The 19,794-nt window shown below is 60.1% G+C and carries 17 protein-coding genes; 16 read left to right on the forward strand and 1 reads right to left on the reverse strand.

The features are described 5' to 3' along the window. The first annotated feature begins 1 nt into the window (after nt 1). From ACAW87_RS12820 to ACAW87_RS12855, 8 genes are read left to right on the forward strand one after another with little or no spacing between them, the layout of a single operon-like run. On the forward strand, nt 2-316 hold the full coding sequence (locus ACAW87_RS12820; RefSeq protein WP_370723792.1) for a hypothetical protein: 315 nt from the start codon (nt 2-4) through the stop codon (nt 314-316). Further along, nucleotides 234-737, forward strand: coding sequence for a hypothetical protein (locus tag ACAW87_RS12825; RefSeq protein WP_370723793.1), 504 nt, complete (start codon nt 234-236; stop codon nt 735-737). The genes ACAW87_RS12820 and ACAW87_RS12825 overlap by 83 nt, the downstream gene beginning before the upstream one ends. Before the next feature lie 3 nt (nt 738-740). Next, complete coding sequence (locus tag ACAW87_RS12830; protein ID WP_370723794.1) at nt 741-1,307, forward strand: D-Ala-D-Ala carboxypeptidase family metallohydrolase; 567 nt, start codon at nt 741-743, stop codon at nt 1,305-1,307. 35 nt (nt 1,308-1,342) lie between these two features. After that, entirely contained in the window at nt 1,343-1,744 is a 402-nt protein-coding gene (locus tag ACAW87_RS12835; RefSeq protein WP_370723795.1) for a hypothetical protein, read from the forward strand. Next, nucleotides 1,744-2,505 carry a hypothetical protein gene (locus ACAW87_RS12840; protein ID WP_370723796.1) on the forward strand — a complete coding sequence of 254 codons (762 nt, stop codon included), beginning with the start codon at nt 1,744-1,746 and terminating at the stop codon, nt 2,503-2,505. The genes ACAW87_RS12835 and ACAW87_RS12840 overlap by 1 nt, the downstream gene beginning before the upstream one ends. 44 nt (nt 2,506-2,549) lie before the next feature. Next, on the forward strand, nt 2,550-2,972 hold the full coding sequence (locus ACAW87_RS12845; protein WP_370723797.1) for a hypothetical protein: 423 nt from the start codon (nt 2,550-2,552) through the stop codon (nt 2,970-2,972). 48 nt (nt 2,973-3,020) lie between these two features. Continuing rightward, nucleotides 3,021-4,979 (forward strand): hypothetical protein, encoded by a 1,959-nt coding sequence (locus ACAW87_RS12850; protein ID WP_370723798.1) that lies wholly within the window; start codon nt 3,021-3,023, stop codon nt 4,977-4,979. Continuing rightward, the gene (locus ACAW87_RS12855; protein WP_370723799.1) at nt 4,976-7,681 is read left to right on the forward strand and encodes a putative Ig domain-containing protein; all 2,706 of its coding nucleotides are present in this window, start codon (nt 4,976-4,978) and stop codon (nt 7,679-7,681) included. The genes ACAW87_RS12850 and ACAW87_RS12855 overlap by 4 nt, the downstream gene beginning before the upstream one ends. Before the next feature lie 98 nt (nt 7,682-7,779). On the opposite strand, the gene ACAW87_RS12860 is transcribed toward ACAW87_RS12855, so the two are convergent. Beyond that, complete coding sequence (locus ACAW87_RS12860) at nt 7,780-8,442, reverse strand: hypothetical protein (RefSeq protein WP_370723800.1); 663 nt, start codon at nt 8,440-8,442, stop codon at nt 7,780-7,782. Here ACAW87_RS12860 and ACAW87_RS12865 point away from each other — a divergent pair. The 8 genes from ACAW87_RS12865 to ACAW87_RS12900 all read left to right on the forward strand — a co-directional run bounded on the left by ACAW87_RS12865 (nt 8,441) and on the right by ACAW87_RS12900 (nt 19,783). Then, nucleotides 8,441-10,348, forward strand: coding sequence for a hypothetical protein (locus tag ACAW87_RS12865; protein WP_370723801.1), 1,908 nt, complete (start codon nt 8,441-8,443; stop codon nt 10,346-10,348). The two genes, ACAW87_RS12860 and ACAW87_RS12865, sit on opposite strands and share 2 nt — an antisense overlap. 34 nt (nt 10,349-10,382) lie before the next feature. Beyond that, nucleotides 10,383-11,039: a hypothetical protein gene (locus ACAW87_RS12870; RefSeq protein WP_370723802.1), complete on the forward strand. Its 657-nt coding sequence runs from the start codon at nt 10,383-10,385 to the stop codon at nt 11,037-11,039. Between the two features lie 32 nt (nt 11,040-11,071). Next, nucleotides 11,072-11,551, forward strand: a complete 480-nt coding sequence (locus tag ACAW87_RS12875) for a hypothetical protein (RefSeq protein ID WP_370723803.1) — start codon at nt 11,072-11,074, stop codon at nt 11,549-11,551. Nucleotide 11,552: 1 nt separating this feature from the next. Continuing rightward, complete coding sequence (locus tag ACAW87_RS12880; RefSeq protein ID WP_370723804.1) at nt 11,553-13,001, forward strand: hypothetical protein; 1,449 nt, start codon at nt 11,553-11,555, stop codon at nt 12,999-13,001. A 39-nt stretch (nt 13,002-13,040) separates the two neighbouring features. Beyond that, nucleotides 13,041-13,802 carry a LamG-like jellyroll fold domain-containing protein gene (locus ACAW87_RS12885; protein WP_370723805.1) on the forward strand — a complete coding sequence of 254 codons (762 nt, stop codon included), beginning with the start codon at nt 13,041-13,043 and terminating at the stop codon, nt 13,800-13,802. Nucleotides 13,803-13,872: 70 nt separating this feature from the next. Then, a complete protein-coding gene (locus tag ACAW87_RS12890) occupies nt 13,873-15,957 on the forward strand; it encodes a hypothetical protein (protein WP_370723806.1) in 2,085 nt (694 codons plus the stop codon). Then, entirely contained in the window at nt 15,957-16,475 is a 519-nt protein-coding gene (locus tag ACAW87_RS12895) for a hypothetical protein (RefSeq protein WP_370723807.1), read from the forward strand. Before ACAW87_RS12890 ends, ACAW87_RS12895 begins: the two co-directional genes overlap by 1 nt. Before the next feature lie 5 nt (nt 16,476-16,480). Beyond that, a complete protein-coding gene (locus tag ACAW87_RS12900; protein WP_370723808.1) occupies nt 16,481-19,783 on the forward strand; it encodes a phage tail tape measure protein in 3,303 nt (1,100 codons plus the stop codon). Nucleotides 19,784-19,794: the final 11 nt, after the last annotated feature.

Genomic DNA, 19,794 nt, shown 5'->3' on the forward strand with positions numbered 1-19,794 from the left:
CATGAACGCTACCCAAAAACGCTTCTTCTGGATCACGGCGGCGATCCTGACCACCCTGCTATCGATTGGTATGGGCGGGCTACTGCTCAGCTGCAACAAGTCCCAGAAAGGACAATCCGGCACCACAGCCCCGCACGTTGACACGGTTCGTCAGCGCCTGGAGCGCAAGGTGACCACAGCCAAAGACACCGCTAAAGCCGCCCACCAACGTACCTACCAAACCCAAAAACCGTATGAGAACGCTGTTACTGAGTATCTGTTTGTGCGTGATAGCCTGTTTGGCCTCCGCCCAGCCGCCCCGGACACTGCCCGCTGATTTCCCCAAAAGCCTGACGGCCATCAGCATCACTGATTTCTACAAGTTTGCCCAGGCGGCGGATAATGTGTACGTGCAGGCTGAGGCGCGCATTGCGGCCCTGAAGGCTGAATTGGCTGCCATCCATAACGTGGTGGCTCAGGGTGATACGCTGACCAGCTACGATCAGGCCAAGCAGCGCCGACTGGAGGCTGAACTGAGCACCGCCGAAGCAGAGCTGTCCGAAGCCAGGCGCGTGTATAACCTGATCCGGGATGCCCTGCCACGCCGGTACCGGAAACGGATCGAGGCCACACCTACTTTCATGATGCTTTATGACTGTTTGAGTCAGTACGAGGCTGATCTGAAGCGTAGATCCGGGCGGTTATTTGTGGTCGGGGTGGCTATCGGTTCAGTCGGCACGTTTCTTCTGCTTCGCTAGATCATGGAAGAGCTAGACGACGAGAATTCCACGCTGGGGCCGATCGAACTGCCTGAGCTAGTGGTGAAGGGAAAAGCCCCCCTGGGTAAATGGTGCTCCTATCAGGAGGCCACCTATTCAGACACGGCCATTGCCCACGGCATCCCCAATACGCCCAACGCGGCCCAGTGGGCCAACATGCTGCTGGTCTACGAGACCATTTATGCGCCGCTCTGCGAGCATTACCTGTACCGCCTCCCCATCAGCTCTTTTTTTCGCTCCCCGTCGCTGAATAAGGTCATTCCCGGCGCATCAGATACCTCGGCCCACACATTGGGGCAGGCCATCGATATCGACTGTGACGGGCTGAGTTTTCTGACTAATCTGGAGCTGCTGACCTACATCCGGGCCAACTTCGTGTTTGATCAGCTGATTCTGGAGCATCCCGACAAGAAGACCGGTAACCCCCGCTGGGTGCACGTCTCCTTTCGGGCCAACGGCAAGAACCGTCAGCAGGTGCTCCGGGCCAGAATTGCCCGCGTAACCGTCAAGGGCAAAGTGGTCGAAAAGACCGCCTACGACGTGATTTAACCCCTCCTCCAACGTACCTAAACCCTCCTTTTTATATGACTCCGACTCCGGATCTCAACATCATGTCCGCCCTGAGCGAAATGCTCAAGGCAACGCCCTTTGTGGCCGTACTGATCGTGGCTATCTACAAGCTGGTCAACTACGTCAAAGACCTGATCACCGCCGCCGATGCCCGTCAGCTCGCCCACACGGCCGAGCTAAAGGCCCAGCAGGAAAAGCATGACATCGAGCGGGCCAATACCCAGACCATGCTCGTCGGTATGACCCGCGATAACGTGACCTCCAACGGGCAACTGGCCACGGCCATCAACCAGATGCAGGAAACCAATCGCACCAGCCACGAGCAGCTCATGAATGAGGTCAAAGACCTTAAAACATCGGTGGGCCGTACCACGCGGAACGTCAACGGTAGTAAACCCAAGCCCGCCACCGCCTGATGCACGCCTTCAGCCTTCGCCTGCCTGACGGTAGACTCCGCCACTACACGCTCCCCGCGTGCTGGGAAGACCTGACCCCGAAGCAATGGGGTCAGGTCGAACGCGTGCTGCACCGGCAGACCGAGCACTACGCCTACGCCCTGCTGATGCTGTGGTCGGGGCTGACGCTCTCGCACCTGGAGGCCCTGACTACCGATCAGAAACTCCACCTGCTGGAGCTGCTTCGCTGGCTGGATACGCCCCCAACGAAATGGATGCGCGGCCGGGTGAGGGTGCGGTTTCGGCGGTTCTGGGGGCCGGGGGACGGGCTGGAGAATCTCACCTTCGGGGGCTTTCTCTTCGCCGAGGCCGCCCTGAGCGAGTACACCGGGGGTAACCCCGAGAGCCTGTATGATCTGGTGGCCGCTGTCGATGTGAGCCGCAGCTGGAAATTCTCCTTTGATGGGCCGCCTGATTTCAACTCCAAACTGTTGCCTAAAATCGCCGGGCTGGTTAAGAAGCACTGGGCCGGATCCATGATTGCCGGCACGCACTACAACTACGTGGGGGCACGGACGGAACTGATCCGCCTGTTTCCCCGGATCTTCACCCCCTCGGAGGCGGGATCCGGCTCCAGTACCTGGCTCGACGTGGGGCTGAGCCTGGCCCGCCAGACCGGGGCGCTGGGCACCTACGCCCAGCTGGAGCAAACTAACGTGTACCTGGTCTTAACCACGCTTCAGGCACTGATCGAGGAGGCCGATAAACTCAACGAGTCATGACGGATCAGCAATATGAAGACTACGGCAAGACCCTGCTCCCGCACGTGCCCGGTGAGCAGGCCGCGCAGTTCATTTACGTGGAAGAGGTGGGCGATCCCAAAGAGATCGTCGAAGCGGCCAAAAACACCCTGAGCAGCGCTCCCCTGCTGGTCTGGGAAGCGTTTGAGGAAGATTTATCGGCTAACCGCGATAACTACACCAGCCGGATCGAGGGCAGTATGGCCGTGCTGTATAAGACCGATGGCAGCATTGCCGCCCGGCGTACGGCCCGCCTTCAGGCCCGCGACGCCCTGCTGATCCTACTGGAACAGATTCGCCTGGACGAGGCGGAACACCGGCTGCCGAACCCCGACACCGACACGGAAAATGAACGGATTCGGCTAGAGAAAATCGGCCCCCTCGGCGCGCACTGGTACGGCATGGCCTGTGCTTTTTACTGGCGTTTGCCCCTGACCCGCCGCTTCTAATTCAGTTGTGACCTGTTTTGGCGCGCCGAGCGGGGCCTATTTCGCCCCATGGCCATCGTTACCCAGCAAGAACCCGCCGCCCGCGCCCTGATCGGAAGCGGGCAGACCCAGTATATTTTCTACGGGGACGACCGGTTGACCAGCGCGGGCGTGGTAGCCGTTAATCGGCTCTCGCTGTTTTCGGTGGGGGCCGGTGATCAGATCCGGCTGGTCTGGGCGGGTCAGGAGCTCATCCTGACGGGCCGGGCCAACCCTTCCGGCCCCTACGAGATTCCGCTGGGCACGTCTGGGGTGGGTAATACGGCGTACCTGAATCAGGTGCTGCCCTACCTGCGCGACCTGTACGCCATCCGGGAGGCCTTTACCGTCGATATCGAGCTGAGTGACTTCCTCGGCTTTACCCTCACCGCCCGCCGCCCCGGCCCCCAGTACAATCTGACCGCCCAGACCTCCCTGCTTCGCCACGTGGTGGGTAACCTGACCCCCGGCCGATCGGCGGGCATCCGACCCCGGTATAGTGTGCACGTGGCCCTGCGGGTACAACTTCCCGATACCACCGGCGAGAACGCCGACACCGACTATGAGACGGTCTATACCACGCCCATCGAAACGGGTGAGGACGGCCGGGCTGAACTGGACGTGGCTCCCCTTTTGGATGGGTATCTGACCACGAGCTATCCCCTGACTACGCCCCGCCTGGAGCAGCACCGCGCCTATTACGTGGAATACGCCGAGGCCTACGGGGATCCCCTTCAGGTAGGCCGGGTAACGCGCACAGACATTCGTCACATTTACCGGGGCGGGGCTTCACTGGCCCGTCAGTCGGGCAGTGGCTTCTCCCTGGATGGGTGGGTACGCCCGGCTGACCGGCTGGATTACGCCCTGCGGCTGGGACCGACCCGGCGCTATATCGCGCCTGATTCGGTGCAGTTTTTGTCGTTTCTCAATCCGGGTGCCACGTTGGGCGTGAGCCTGCTGGTGACCCTGTCGTGGGCGGACGGCTTTGCGCAGGAGCGAACTGAGCTGGTAGCCCCCCGGCCGTGGCCCGCCTCGGGCGTGCTGACCTACGCCGTGGGGCCGGTGGCGCTGGATCTGGCCCAGGTCGATCCGGGCCGTACCCTGTCGGGTTACAGTGTCCGATTGATCAATACGGCCACCCGGCAACCCATCACCGAGGCCTATACCTACACGCTTGATTACGCCTACCGGCCCTACGCCCGGCAGCTGGCGTACGTCAATAGCCTGGGAGCCGTCGACGTGCTGACCACCTGGGGCAAGGGCTCCGAGGAACTGGCTTACTTCGCCCAGCAGGCCCAGCGCGCCCTGATTCATCCCTACGCGGCTGAGGAAGGCGAATTTCAGGTGTATGAAGCTCATCTTCAGGATCGGCTGAGCCTGACCACCGGCTACCGCCCCAAAACGGAGCTGGCCCACTGGAAAGACTTCTACCGCTCGCGGGAAAAGTGGCTCATCCGCCGTCCCCTGACGCCGCTGGCGGCGGATGCGCTGATGCCCATGGGGCTGGTGTCCGGGTCGATTCAGCAGGGCAAGGACGGCGACAATTTGCACGCCCACGCCTTCGAGCTGATTGCCCTTCGTCAGGAGCACTACTACAGTCCCGAGGATGACGCGCAGCAGGAGCCCCTGCCGCCCCGTCAGTTTGCCCCGGCCGGATCAGTCACCGTCAATCAGGTCACTGTACTACAGGCCCGGGATCCAACCATCTCGGACGCGGCGCGCAACCTGACCCAGGGCGATCTGATCACGCTGAATCAGCTCAAAGCGCAGGGCGATATCAACCAGAAGGGCTTTCTCAAGCAGGCCATCGGCGATCAGCTCTACCGGGCTAAAGAAGACCCGATCCCCGTCACCCAGATCGCCGACTTAAACGAGACGGTATACACCCGGTCGGAAATTGATGACCAGCAACTCACTCTTCAGCGCACGCTGGTCAGCCAGGTACGTATTCGCGTGCGGGCCGTTCCGGCCACTTCTCTTCCCCAATGAACGAGCACCTACGTATTGACGACCCGCAGGGGGCTGACTGGGCGTACGCCCTGGATCCCAACCTGCCCAAAGAAGCCTTTCAGACAGGCCGCACCTTTACCCGAGACGTAAACGGACTGCCCTTCGTTGATGGCGTGGTGTATGCCGTTTACGTGTATCACCTTCCCTCCAACAGTCTGCTTTCGGAACTGGTCACCTTCCGGGCTGGTCCTGAAGACTGCCTGCTGGTGCCTGATCTGGATCTACCGGATCTGGAGGCCATCATGCGGCGTGGTAATGTATCGAGCCGGATTGCCATCGTGGCCGGCGTAAAAGTGCGCGTGTTCCCGACGGTAACCTCGGCCGAATACCTGCTCTGTGAGCGCACAGCCAGCGATGGGCTGAAGGAAGTGGTGAAGATCGCCCTGGCTGATCTGACCATTGGCGGGGGCAGTGTGACGCCCGATCTGGCCATCATCGCCCACTACGAACCCGTGCCGGTCGATACCACCCCTGATCTGGAGATCATCGCCCACTACGAACCGGCCCCGGTGGCCGTGGGCGATGTGCCTGGTAAGCCGACGAATGTGCAACTGACCAAAGTGGGCGCCGCCACTGATGCCGTATTGACCTGGCGACTGGCCGATCAGACCGAGACCTCGGTGGAATACCGGCTCTTGAACGCCGATGGCTCATGGGGCACTCCGGCTTCGCTGGCGGCGCGTGTGCAGTCGATGAACGTACCGGCCATCGGGTATGGCATCACCAGAACCTACCAGGTACGTGGCGTAAACACACACGGACAAGGCCCCTGGAGTGATCCGGCCTCGGTACGCTTTCAGACGTTCCTCTTCGATTTTGCGCTATTTGGCGAGGGTCAACCCCCGGTTCGGCTGGCTACGCTGAGCGCAGGCTCACAGGCGCAGCTTCCGGCCGGTGGGGCTAACCTGGGCGTGACCGTACGCGACCGCAACGGCAACGTACCTACCACGCTGGACTATGACCGGATGGCGCTCTACGTGACCCTGCCGACCGGCCAAACCGTGGGCTGGGATGCCGACGTCAACGCCGGTCCTGGCGAGGCACCGAGGTGGGCCTTCCCCCGGCCCGGTGGCATCACGTTGGTACCAGGTCAGCACACGGTGCAGGCGGTGCTGTCGCTGGGTGAGAACAACCCGGTGGCGACGGCCTCGGTGAGCGTGCAGCTGACGGCCGTGCCGACCAAGCCCCTGCCTGCCTCGGCGCTCCGGGCCGCGCGGACCAATGCGGTGGTCAGGCTTGACTGGTCGGTCAATGCCACCAACGCCAACTACCAGCGTGTCGAGTTCCGCGCGGGCAGTGGCAGCTGGGAGAAACTCGTGGATCTGGGGCCAGCGGAGACCACCTTCAGCACCCCCGATGGACGCGTCAACGCGGCCGGCCAAACCTACAGTTTCCAAATCATTACGGGCAACACCCAGGGCGAATCCGGCCCAAGCAACACGGCCGTTCTATCGCCCGATGCCCAGCCCAACCGGCCACCGATCATGCCAACCTTTCCGAATCAGTCGGCGCAGGTGGGCACGGCCTTCAGCTATCAATTACCCGTCATCGGTGATCCCGATGGCGATTCGGTCACGATCGTCCTGACGGGCCTCACCGGTGGGCTGAGCTACACCGCCAGCAATCGTACGGTATCGGGTACGCCCACGGCTACGGGGGCGGTGATCGCTACCGTGACGGCTACCGATGCCCTGGGTGCTTCGGCGGTGGGCACTCTGCGCATCGATGTGGCCGCGCAGCCCAACCGGGTGCCCGTGGCTCCGGTGATCGCTGACCGCTCCTCGGTGGGCGGTGCTGCCCTGAGCGTGACCCTCCCGGCCTTCAGTGATCCGGATGGCGATGCCCTGACGTATTCGATCAATGGCCTGCCCCAGGGACTTAGCTTCGATCCGGTTACGCGCGTGGTATCGGGTACGCCCAACGCCGGTAGTGAGACCTACATCCGAACGATCAGCTACGGCGCAGTCGACGGTCGGGGTGGTTCGGCCGTCGCGGCCTTCAACTGGAGCATTACGCCACCAGCGGCGCAGCCTCCCGTGGCTCCGGCCCTACCGCTACTAACGCTGGTGGCCGATGTGGTTTATTTTGAGACGATCCTTCCGGCCTTCAGCGATCCGGGCGGTCTGGCCCTGACCTACACCCTGACGGGCATTCCGGAAGGGCTCGCCTTCGATCCCCTGACCCGCAAGCTCAGTGGGTATGCTGAGGTGTCGGGGCAACTGAGTCTGACCTATTCAGCCCGCAACACCGCGAATCTGGCCAGCTCAGCCAGCCAGGTACTGCGCATCACCTTCCCGACCATCACCCAGGTGCGGGGTCGGCTCTATTCGCTGGGCGGCAGGGACTGGCAACTCGATATCGAGATCACCACCACGCAGGCGGGCATTGTCTTTCGGGAGGTCAGCTCGCAGCGTAACCGGCTGTATACCATCTCCAGCGCGGAAGATGCTCAGCTGGCCGGTGGCACCACCTCGGTGACGGAGGCCTACTCGTCAAAATCGACCAATCCCGGCACGGACACCTACCCCACCCCGCCGCTGGGAGCTGGCAACCGCTACCTGCACGTGATGGTAGCCCGTGATCCGGCTAGCTACGCCGTCTACGGCTTCTCGCTGGAGAACTACTACAACTGGACCACCGCCTACCCATCAGCCCCGCTGCCCCCAGCGCCCATCTCCTAACCATTTTTGTCATGAACCATATTCTCGTTCGCAATCGCAACACCAGCTCGACGCTCGCTCCCCAGGGCGTCGACCGGTATTTCCCCTACGCCGAAAACCTAACCGTCGAGCAGGGCGAAGCCCTGCTGGCGGCGGAGCTGGCCGCAGGGCTGGCGCTCCAGAAGCTCATCGCGGCCATGCCAGGCACCAACCGCCTGCGGGTAACGGATACCCCTCCGGTCGCGGCTCCTGTCCTGCTGTACGTCGGCCGAAACGGGGCGGGCAATGGACTGGGCACGCTCAGCGTGTACACCAATGGCCCGGGCGGTGGTCAGGATGGCCAGGAGCTGTACGCGCTGCTGATCGCCACCGGCAGTACCCCTGCCTACAGCGCTGTACCCGTCCGGATGGGCTACAAGGCGATAGGCTGGCCCCGTGAGGGACTGATTCCCGTCGCCGATGTGCAGCACTACGCCTGCCTGCTGGCGGACGTACCCAACGGCACCTACAGCCTTCAGATCCGGTCGGCCACGGCCATGCTCTATCAGAAAGCCATCGACGTGACCGACTCGGGGCCTGAGCTGGCCGTCCGCACCTCCGATACCGGTACCGTCAGCCCCGAACCACCGACTGGCGGGGGCGGAGGAGGTATCAGCACCGACGCGATCGCTGAGGGTCGGGAAGCGGGCAGTGCTCCCGTCGCTGAGCCGGGCAATGATCTCTTCGGCAATGCCTTCAATACCACCGTTGCTTCTCTTTAAACCCTTATTCCAAATCCCCATGCGTTTCCTAAACACCCTACTTCTGTGGCTGCTGCTGCTAAGTAGCTCGCTGGGCCAAAAACAGACTGCCCCCCGGCCCCAGGGCAATTGGTTTCCCTTTACCGAGCAGCTGGCCAAAAACACCCTGCTAGCCAGTCGCTTCCCCTCCGGCTGGACAAACCCGGCCAATCGGGTGTTCATCATGGGCTTCGGCGTGCCGTTTACGGCGAATGTGGCCGAGAACAATCGTCGATTCACCAACGCCGGCTTCACCCACATGGAGCGGGACGTGATCGTCAACCGGTTGAATCTGCCCGTATCGAAACGCTACCGGATGATGACCGATGCCGATGCCAAGAACATGGCCACGGCCTGGGCAAATACATTGGCCGATGGTGATCCCAAGAAAGCGCCGCTGCTGGCCTACGGCAACGACCGATCGATTACCTCTACGGACTGGTCGCTCTGGCAGGAGCTGGGCAAACGGGTCTACCTGTCGGCACGTGGTCCGGGCCTGGGGCTGGTGGGCTTCGATATCGAGGTATTTGCCGACAATACCTCGGAGTATCTGAGGCATGAATTTCAGGTTGCTGCGAATCTGGGCGTTACGCAGGGCATCGCCGAAACGGGTGATCCGGCCAAATTCTTCCAGTATGGGGGAAGCCTCGCCGATGTGGTCAACTACATCAAGAATCGCCAGGATAACGATATCTACATGCGCATCCCCGGTCCGGACTGGCGGGGAGCGGGTGGCCTCTTCGATCCGGATGCCTCCACCCTGGCCACGTATTACCGGACTAGTGGTGCCTTTGTGGGCCGCGATCAGTACGCCCGGCGCACCTGGGACGATCGCACGCTGTGGCAGAAAAACGGGGACGGCTCAATCAAGCTCGATAACGCCGGCAATCCCCTGCACGTAAAGGCGAATTACCCCACCGAGAAGGTTCAGAATTTTGGCGTTAACTCCACCGTCCACACCTACGAGCCCCTCTACTGGTACCAGATGTGGTACGAGGAAGCGGAGAAAGTGCTTTGTGACTGGCGCTGGAAATGCAATACGCCGATCAGCTACGATGGCTTGCAGGTGGTGGGTCAGATGCCCTACCCCAAAGGCACTGTTGATCTGCGCGCGGCCATTGCCAATCTGAAGCTGTGCGGCTGGTACCGCGACGACACCGAATCGGAGCAGATGTGGAACCCGGATTTGAATGGGGGCAACGGTGCCGCTGAGTTCGTGGGTGAAGCGGAAGGGAACCGTCGACCACTCAATCCCAGATCAACCCGCTTTCAGCTGCTGATCCGGAGCCTGCTCTACCATGGTAATATTCTGTGGTCAGATAAAGCGTACAAAGACTTTGTGCAGGGTCAGGCCTTCTCAGCCGAGGAAGGCGGTCAGATGGTGCCCAAGCCCGCCCTGTCGATGGGGCAATACGAGATGATGATCGCCGGGAATTTTCAGGCCAAAAACTTCCCGCGATTCTTCGAGCTCATGGATCAGAACAAGATCGAGTTCATCATCCCCAAACGATTTATTTACAAGGGAAACGTCTCGGTCGGTGAGCGTGAGGTAGAAAAACCCATCGTCTGGCTGATGAAGGAACAGGCTGGCCGACGCCTCTTCGGGCTGTGGGTCTGGCCGGTGCAGGACGTAAACAACCCCCTCCACGAGCGGGATATCACCTGCTGGATCGAGCTGGATAACGGCCAGAAATCAGGTTCCTGGATCCTGCGGTGTAAAGACCGCAATGCGGCCTTCGATGCCTGGACAATGCCCGCCGGTTTTGAGACCGCCAAGCCGGAGAACTTCCGGTTTCAGTTCACCTCGCTGCTGGGCCAGAAGTTCACCTGGACGGGTAGCTACAACGTCTCCTTTTCGGGCGCCAACCCCACCCCACCGGCTCCCATCACCCGTACGCTGATCAACTAGCCCTCCCGATCAGCGACCCTAACCCCACCTCCCTATGGCTTCGGCTTCCAATCTTACTACTGACTCCATCGATCGGCTGCGCAACGACGAGACCGGCGAGGTACTGTTTCTGTTCACCCGCGACGGATTATCCCTCAACATCGCGGCCATGCGCTTCTCCATCGGCTTCTGCCGCAAGGACTCCATCGAAGAGCTTGAGCGCTTCGATATCGGACTGGCCACTGAGGCGGTGGTCCCCGGGGCTGAGCTGACCCGCCCCGAGGGGACCACCGATCGGCTGAAGCTGGATCTGTCTCCCCAGACCCGGATGTCTCTCTCGGCCGAGACCTATACGGTCTACCTCTATGAGATCACCGGCGAAAGCAAGCGCGACCCCCAGGGCTATTTCACCTGGAAGTGGCTCAGTAAGCCCGCCTCCTTTGTGCCGAATCGGCCCCGCGAGCCGGGCGCTATCCAGATCGATTACGTATCCAGCACTGGGCTCACCTCCCTCTCAACGGTGTACGTGCTCAGTGGCCTGACCCTGATCGAGCGGCCTACCTACCAGGCTTTACTGACCGTGGCCCTGCCCTCGGGTACGTGCCTGGTCGAGGTCGCCAATGATGAGCGCTGGAACGATACCGACACGCTCTATCTGTGCAAGACCCGAAACGGCATCACCACCCGGCGCAAGATTCTATTAGCTGACTAGTCAAGAACAAACAAATTCCTCCCTTTTTTCGTATGAAACGACTCTTAATAGGCCTTGTTCTGGCCCTTGTTTCCACCCTCGCGCAGGCGCAGTTCAGTCAGGACAGTCAGGGCAATCCGATCTATCGGCCCCGTGACAATAAACCCACCGTCACGCTGGCCACCACGGCTGAAGTGAACCGGTTAATTAGCCTCATCCCCACGCCGGTCACGGCCTTCTCTGCCCTGACGGGTATTCCCTCGTATTTGACCAGCACGGCCCTGGGTGCCAAGCTGGAAACGGCACTGTACACGACCAACCGGCTGAACGACCGCGCGGAGGTGGACAGCAAGATTGCGACGGCGCTGGGCGGGAAACTCAGCCTGACAGAAACCACGACCACGGCCGAGACCACGGCAGCGGCCACCGGCCCGGCCAAACTGATTATACAGACGATTTCGGGCACAACAACCGTCTATATCTATTCGCCCACTGCCAGTCCTACCCTTCTCAAAATACTTACCTACAATTAAGATGCCTACACTAAGACAGAAGATAGAAAACGAAACCGGGGCGTTACTGGTCTCTCAGGAGGAAAAGGCGCAATGGAACGCGGCCAACCCCGCTGCCTTCAAGGGAGCATGGACACCGGAAACGCCGTACATCGCTGGCGACACGGTCACGAACGGGGGCAATAGCTACCGTAGGAAAGCTAATGGCACCTCGGGCGCTACGTTCGATCCGGCTAATTGGGATGTTACCGCGCTGGGAGGGGGAGTTGCCAATGATACCATTGGACGGAGCAAGCTGGACAACAGTTTGCGCAACACGATTGATGCGCTTTCCGCACCAGGCTATGATCTAGCTGAGCACTCTTTCGCCCTGATCGATGCCATCCTGGGAACGAGCTTCTACACCAACAAGGCGGGTAGGCTGTGCACGCCGCAGGTGGGCGACATATCGGCCGCCATCATGGTGCTACAGGCGCTGATGCCTACTGAGTGGCCCGATCAATCGGGTTACACCTATTCGATAAAAGACCTGCTCGACAAGGTAGCGATCGGTATTGACCGCGCCGGGAACCTAGTGGTAAACGGGGATATAATTCTGAGGGGTCAGTCTATTTCCTCGATCCTGTCGGGCAACCTACAGGCTCAGATCGATGCGCTTTCCGGGCTGATCGTGGCTAGTAAGAATATCCGTGCTATTGGCGATAGCCTGACAGCAGCAAGCTACCCGACCCATCTCCAGGCACTTTTTAGCGATGGACGTACCGTCAGCAATGGGGGTGTAGGCGGTGACACCAGTACACAGATCGCCTTCAGGCATGGGGCTATTTCGGTGAGTGTGCAGGTGGCCGGCTACCAGATACCCGCCTCAGGTAGCGTAGCCGTTACCCCCGCCAACCTGAACATCATGCAGAATGGGCGAAGCATCACGGCAACCATTTCTAATATAGCCGGCACGCTTGCCCGTGATTCGTCGGGAAACTACACGTTTACCCGGACAACACAGGGTTCTATCGTGATTATCGATAAGAACGTAATGGTCAACCCTGTTACGTCGAGCTGGGATAAATCGATTTGCATTATCTGGATGGGTCGAAACAACTACAACGAAACGGCAACGGTACTCGCTGACATTGCCGCCACGGTTGCGATGCAAAAGAGCCTGGATAGGCGATTCATTGTCATGTCGGTGCTCAATGGAAACTATGCTGGAGAGTTTGTTGGAAACAACAACTACAACAACATGATGACCCTGAACAACACGCTCCGCGCCACTTACCCCCGAAACTTCCTTGACATTCGCGAACTGTTGATACGGAATTATAATCCTGCTATTCCTCAGGACGTGACCGACTTCAACAATGACACTGTCCCGTCCTCATTGCGCTCTGACAACATTCACTTAACAGACGCCGCCAATCAGACAATTGTCGCCCCGGCAATACACAATTTTATCACACTTAAAGGCTGGTAATTCTAATCTTTTTTTCAACAGTTCAACTTTCAATCAATCATGGGTTTAGTCATAAAACTAACGTCCACTTTCACGGACACCTCACTTCCCAAGCTGTACAAGGATTCTGTCCTTAATCTGGGGTCACTTTTCCTCTTTGATTTTAAAAACCCGGCCACCTATCAGGGGGGGGCATTGCCAGCACCTGGCTTCTTAGCCAACGGCGCATCACTGTATAATTTGGTAGATGCCGCGCCTTTAGCCACAGTCAACGGCACACAGATTGCTTATAATAGCGCGGGAGCCATTGAGTTTAACTCTGTGGGGAATGTGGTTCTAGGTGACAATTATAACCTTGCCTCATCTAACCCAAACTTCATGATCTCTATGTGGATCAAGATGACCGCAGCTTCAAACTCTTACGCTCAGCTTCTAGGGCGCTCCACCACGACTACACCCAATAACACTCAGTGGAGAATCGATATGGGATTGGACGGTTTGCGCCCGCGAGGGGGAGCAGGTGGGTCAGTGCAAGCCACGGTTGCTGAAATACCCAATGGGTCTCTAGTTGCAGGTACACTTTATCACATCGCATTCTCTCGCGTAGGTGCCTCAATTTCTACTTATTTAAACGGTGTCCAGATACGCACCGCAACTATGCCCGAAGCAACTCTAGCCAACCCGGCAGTTATTCCTAATATGGGAGGCGGTTGTAAAGCGCTGGTGTACCGGGCTTACATGGAAAACCTGACTGTTTCCGGCAAGAATCCACTGGCTCAGGTGCAGGCTGATTACAATGCCAATTTAGGCCGGTTCAACTAGTCTGATCTCCGACCCGAAACGGTCGGAGATTAACTTTTTACCATAGCCTACACTACCCCCTTTCTTTTCCATGATCGATATCCGCAATCAGGCCGGCCTTTCCCTGCTGTTATCCGAGGGCAGCACCCTGACGCTGGAGCAGGCGGCGGGGCTGCTGGACACGGACACCCTGCCCGGCGGCTTTTCCTACCCCCTCACCTTTCCGCTCCACGACTGCCCGCCCAATCAGGCGTTTGTCCATCAGACCCACCGGCCCGCCGCCTCGGGAGCCATGGAGCTGGCGGTGCGCCTGCTGGTCGACGGAGGCCTGTACCGCAACGCCATTCTGCGCTACCGGGTGGACAACGGCAAGGGCTCGGGCACGCTGAGGCTGGATTATTCCGCCGCCACCGATGAGCTGAGCCAGCTAAGCCTGGTCGAGGCGCTGTCGGATCCCGTCTTTCTGGGGGCGATGAACCCGGGTCAGATGGCCACCCGGATGGGGCAGATTGCCCAGCTCCCGATCGGCTCGTTTCCTCTGACGTTCTTCCCCCTGCGTAATGAGCACTTCATGGACGAGGAGTTCACCGCCCAGCGTATCCCCGATCTGCCCGCCGGCTTCTCCTACGCCCGGCCCAATTACGTCAATGAGGTAGATGCAAACGGGGCGTTTCTGACGGATTCGCTCACGGGGTCACTGGCCCGGCCGATCGTGCCGTTCTTCTTTCTGAGCTGGGTGGTAGGGCAGCTCCTGGGTAAGTTTGGCTACCGCATGGCGGGAAACTGGGCGGGGGACGAAGGGGTGAAGCGACTGGTGATCATCAACATGACCGCGATCCGATCGACGGCCCGCTCGGGCGTTTCGCCGGATGGGACTAACCAGATCAGCGAGTACTGGGCCAAACCGGGTTTACATCTCCCGGAGGTGAGCGTGGGCGAGTTTCTCAAGAGCATCAGGGAGCGCTACGGGCTGTTTTTTCGCTGGGATTCCCGGAGCCGAGTTTGTTACGTGGACCGGTTTAGTGATCTGCTGCTACAGCCCGCCGTGGATCTGCGCCAAGCGCGCTATCTGGAGCCCGGCAGCGTGAGTGACGCGGCCCGGGCGGGCTACTCGGTTTTTGAGTACGTCGAGGGCAGTGATGCTCTGCAAAAAGGCGTCGATAACCAGCCTGTGGTGATACCGCCGGTGGTGTACGGCGACGGCAAAACGCCGGTCAAGCTGCGGGTGGGCACAGTCTCGATGATTCGGGAGGTGCGCCCGGGCTCGACGGCCAGCTGGGACATGCCCGCCCTGCGCTGTCCGGGTAACGTGACCGAGCCCCTGTTTGCCAAATCCGATCGGTATCTGAACGCTGAGGGTAAACGTAAGAATAGTCTGGGCCTGCTGGTGATCAGCTACGTCCCTCAACATCGCGACAGTCAGGGCCGGGTGTATCCCAGTGCTACGCCCTTTCCCCTGTCGGGTGAGAGTGTGACGCTGGGGGGCAGACGGGGCGGATGGCTCTCGGGCCTTAGGTCAGTGTTCTCCTTTCGATCGCAGGCCAAAGGGCTGACGCAGGTGCTGCTCTTGCCGGTGGCGCAGGCATCGGGGCTACTGCCCGGCACCCGGCTGCACCTGCGCGACGGGCAGGGCAATGAGGCCACGGGTTTGCTCGATCTGATTCAGACCGAGCTGCCCGCCCGCGCGGGGATGGTCACCGCCCGGCTGACCACGCGGCTATTGCCCCCGATCGGGGAAAGTCCGGCCCCGGCGGTGCCCCCGATTGTGTACGTGGAACTGAGTCAGGTGACCCGCATTCCCCCCACCGAGATTATCAATTACCCCACCGCCCAGTATCCGCAGGGGATCAGTTCTAGCTTGTCGCGGCGCTTCACCACCCTGACCGTGCGGGCATGGCTGGATCCGGCCCGTACCCAGCCTGCTACCTTTCAGACCCCGCTGGCCTTAACGTTTCGGGTTAAGGAAAGCTACAGCCCTGACTTTGAGCAGACGGCGACGATGACCAACCCTAACCCCGAATACACCATCACCGCGCCGATCGCGGGAGCCGTGCAGGTGATCGATCCCCAGTTTGAGCACTACACCGCCATTCTGATCCGGGTCTCGCTCAAGCTGATCCTGGGCCGATCGCGCACCATCAGCCTGGTACCCGGTGAGGGCTACGTCCTACTGTAATGACCTACCAGGAACTTGACCTCAACCAGCGCATCAACCTGAAGGGAGCGATTTCGGACTGGGCCAACTACGCGACCCAGCACTTTCAGGAGTCGATCGATAAGGTACTGATCACTGAGCGCACCACCAGGCGTGGCGTTACCAGCACCAGGCTAAGCCGGGGCTACCGCTTCGGCATGGGTGGGCAAAGCGCCGGCCAGCAACGAACCGGCAACCTGCGCCGGCGCTGGTGGCAGAACGTATCGGGTGGGGACGCCTCGCCCCGCGTGGTGATGGAGTTCCTGCTCTACGGCCGCTTTGTCGATATGGGCGTAGGGCGGGGCACGGACACCGCCGATCACATTACGGCCCGGCGATTACGCATGGGTTCACCCGGCCGCAAGCCTAAACGCTGGTACGCCAAAAAGAAGGGCTACGAGCTGCACCGATTACGGGAGATACTCGCCGCCAAATACCTCACCATCCCGGTGCAATTGCTTGAAAATGCGCTTACCCTTTCCCTACCCATTCCCCTGTAACTACCATGGCAACTCAAAATGAACGGGCCGTTATTGATTTGGTCATCAACGGGCAACAGGCCCAGACCATGCTCACCGAAGTGGGCAAAGCCGCCACCGTGGCCCGGCGTGAACTCTCTAAAATGAGAGAGGCCGACGATCCGGCGGCGTTTGCCAAGAAAATGAAGGAGTACCAGACGCTGGCCGCTGCCGAGACCGACATGCGGGCGAGGCTAAACGGAGCGGCCAAAGGCTGGGCGGGCTTCAAACAAAACGTGGTGGGTACGCTCACCGGCGTGCTGGGGGGGAATCTGCTCACCGCCGGACTACAGCAACTGGTGGGGCTGGCTCCGATCGTACTGGATCACTCGCTCAAAATGGCGGATAGCTTCGCCGACATTGCCAAGAATGCCGACATGAGTGGCCAGCAGGTGGAGGCCCTCAACGAGAAGCTCTACAAGATGCCCACCCGGACCAGTACCGAGGATCTGCGCGCGATGGCGGCGACCGGTGGGCAGTTCGGGGTGGCAGCGGGTGAGATGGACAAGTTCGTCGATGGCGCCAACCGGGTCAACGTGGCCATCGGTGACGAGTTCGGGGGCGTGGAGCAGACCGTAGAGAACGTGCTGGGCCTGCGCAACGTACTGACCGGCATTCGTACGGATAACATTGATGACGATTTACTCCACATCGGTAATGCCCTGAACGTGCTGGGAGCCGAAGGCAAAGCCACCGCGCCGGTTTTGTCCGATTTCACCAACCGCATGGGGGGTGTGCTGATTCCGCTGGGCGTGGGCGAGGGCAAGGTACTGGGCCTGTCGGCGGCGCTCTCGGAGCTGAACGTGACGGCCGAGCGGGGCTCAACGGCCACCGTCAATATCTTCCAGAAAATGCTCACCGAAACCGAGACGTTTGCTAAAGTGGCGGGCGTTCCGGTTAAGGAGTACCGGGATCTGATCCAGACCGATATGTACGGAGCCTTTACCAAGTATCTGGAGGGGCTCAAAAAAGTATCGGGTAGCCAGGTCGAGTTCATGGCCGTGCTGGAGAAATCAAAGCTCACCGGCGCAGGTGAGATGGAGGTGCTCAGCAAGCTGGCCAGCAACACCGAGCTGCTGGCCCAAAAGTCTGGCCGGGCCACGGTAGCCCTGACCCAGACTGACAGCATCACCGCCGAGTACAACAAGAAGAATCTGGAGCTGGCGGTGAACCTGAAGAAGCTCGCCGATCTGAAAGAGCAGTTGTTGACTAAGCTTATTCCGCTGGCCAGTGGCCTGGTCAGCCTGACCACCAAACTGCTGGGCTTGACCAATGCTTCAGAGGAGGCCAATACCAGCTTCGAGAATCAGCGGGAAACGGTGAAGGGACTAGAGCGCGATACCGCCCCCCTGCTGAAGCGCCACGATGAGCTGAAGGGGAAAACCAAGCTGACCACCGGCGAGCAGACCGAACTCAACAAGATCATCGCCACCATCGCCCAAACGATCCCCTCGGCCGTGACACAGTTCGATTCGATGGGCAACGCCATGGCTGTCAGCACTGATAAAGCCCGCGAGTACGTACGCCAACAGAAAGAAGTGCTCAAGTACACCAACCGGATTGCCATCGAAGAAACCGAAAAGGAACTGGCTCTGGCGCGGGCAATGGCCAAAGGGATGGCCTATCGCCAGGCAAACGGCGTGCAGGGAACGGCCACCAACGACGGAACCGGCATGACTCGCCGTCGGGCGATGACCAATCAGGAACTCGACCAGGTACAAACCGAGCTGAGGGCAAAACTCGAAGAGATCGGGGATCTGGAGGCCCGGCGCACCCGGCTGAGCGGGGACTACCTGGAAGAGAAAGAATTGACCCGCCGCCGCAATGCCCGCCGATCGGCCGAGGCAGGGGCCAGTGGTGGCCAACCCGGTATTGCACCGCCCAAAGACGGGCCGGGCATTGATCTGGGGCCAACTCCCGAGGAGAAAGCCGCTAAAAAGAAAAGTGATCGTCAGCTGACCGATGCCCAGCGACACCAGGAGCAATACGAAAAACTGCTCAGTGACGCCCGGATCAGAGCAGCGCAGGCCCGCGACGATGAGTTTGAGAAAGAGCAGCTTCAGTTTTATGATCACTACGCCGTTCTCCTCGAGCTGGCCGGCAGTGACAAAACCAAACAGGCGGAGGTATCTGATGCGATGTACGCCGAACTGTCGGCCATTCAGACCAAAGAACACGAGCGGCAGGCAAAGGCGACCAAAGATGCCAACGATGAGGCCCTGACCGAGCAGCAGGCCTACAACGAGATGATGGTGGAAATGGCCCTGAAGCGGCTGGAGGTGCTGCGGGATGCGGATCTGGCGGCCAATAACCTGGCGCATGCGGGGGGGCAGATCAGCGATCAGGTGCACCACACCACCGAGCTGGCCATTCTGGATCAGTTCCTGCACGCCAAGCTCACGCTGCTGGAAACCTTTCATCAGGACAGTGCCGGGGTGGAGGCCGACATCACCGCCAACCAAAACGATCAGGCCAATCAGCGGGCCGCCATTCAGGAGCGGCTGGTCAACCGCCAGCTCATGGCCATGGAGCAACTGGCCTCGGATGAACGGCTCACCGATGGGCAGCGCTTGCAGGCCAAGCGGGCCTTCGAGGACGCCATGGCTCAGTTTGTGGCCGAGGGTATTTCGGGCTTCCGGTCGCTGGTGGGTGAGCATACGGTAGCCTACAAAGCCATGTTTGCCGCCGAGCGGGCCTACGCCATCGCCAAGATTGCCATGAATACCTACAAGGAGATCAGTGACGTATGGGCCAACCCGGCCTTTACGCTGCTGGGCTTCGGGGGGCCTGTGGTCAAGGGGCTGTATTCGGCTCTGGCCCTGGGACGGGGCATTGCGGCGGGGGCTGCCGTGAGTGGCATTGCTATGAAAGACGACGGGGGCTTTACCGACGTGGATTCGCTCTATGGCGGGGCATCAGGGTTCAAAACCAAACCGACGATGGTCAACAAGGGAGCAGGTTCTTACATAGTAGGCGAGAAACGGCCCGAGTGGATCATGGGGGGCGAGATGCTTCAGAATCCGGTGATGGCTAATCTGGCTCATGCCCTCCAGGCGGTGCAGGTCACGGGGGCTTATCGAAACATGGGCTCAGTCAGCAGAAACTCCGGAGGAAGTCAGGCGGCACCGGCCTCCGCCCCGGGCATGGACATCACGCCCCTGCTGCTGGAGATGCGGATGATGCGGGGTGAGCTGGGCAAGATCAAGAACCTGAAGGTGGTCAACAACTACCGACTCAGTGAGGAGTACCGCGATGACGTCTTGCAGGTACGTACCCAGAACACGATTTAACGAAGAAGCCC

Source organism: Fibrella aquatica (assembly GCF_041321135.1).
Taxonomy (GTDB): domain Bacteria; phylum Bacteroidota; class Bacteroidia; order Cytophagales; family Spirosomataceae; genus Fibrella; species Fibrella aquatica.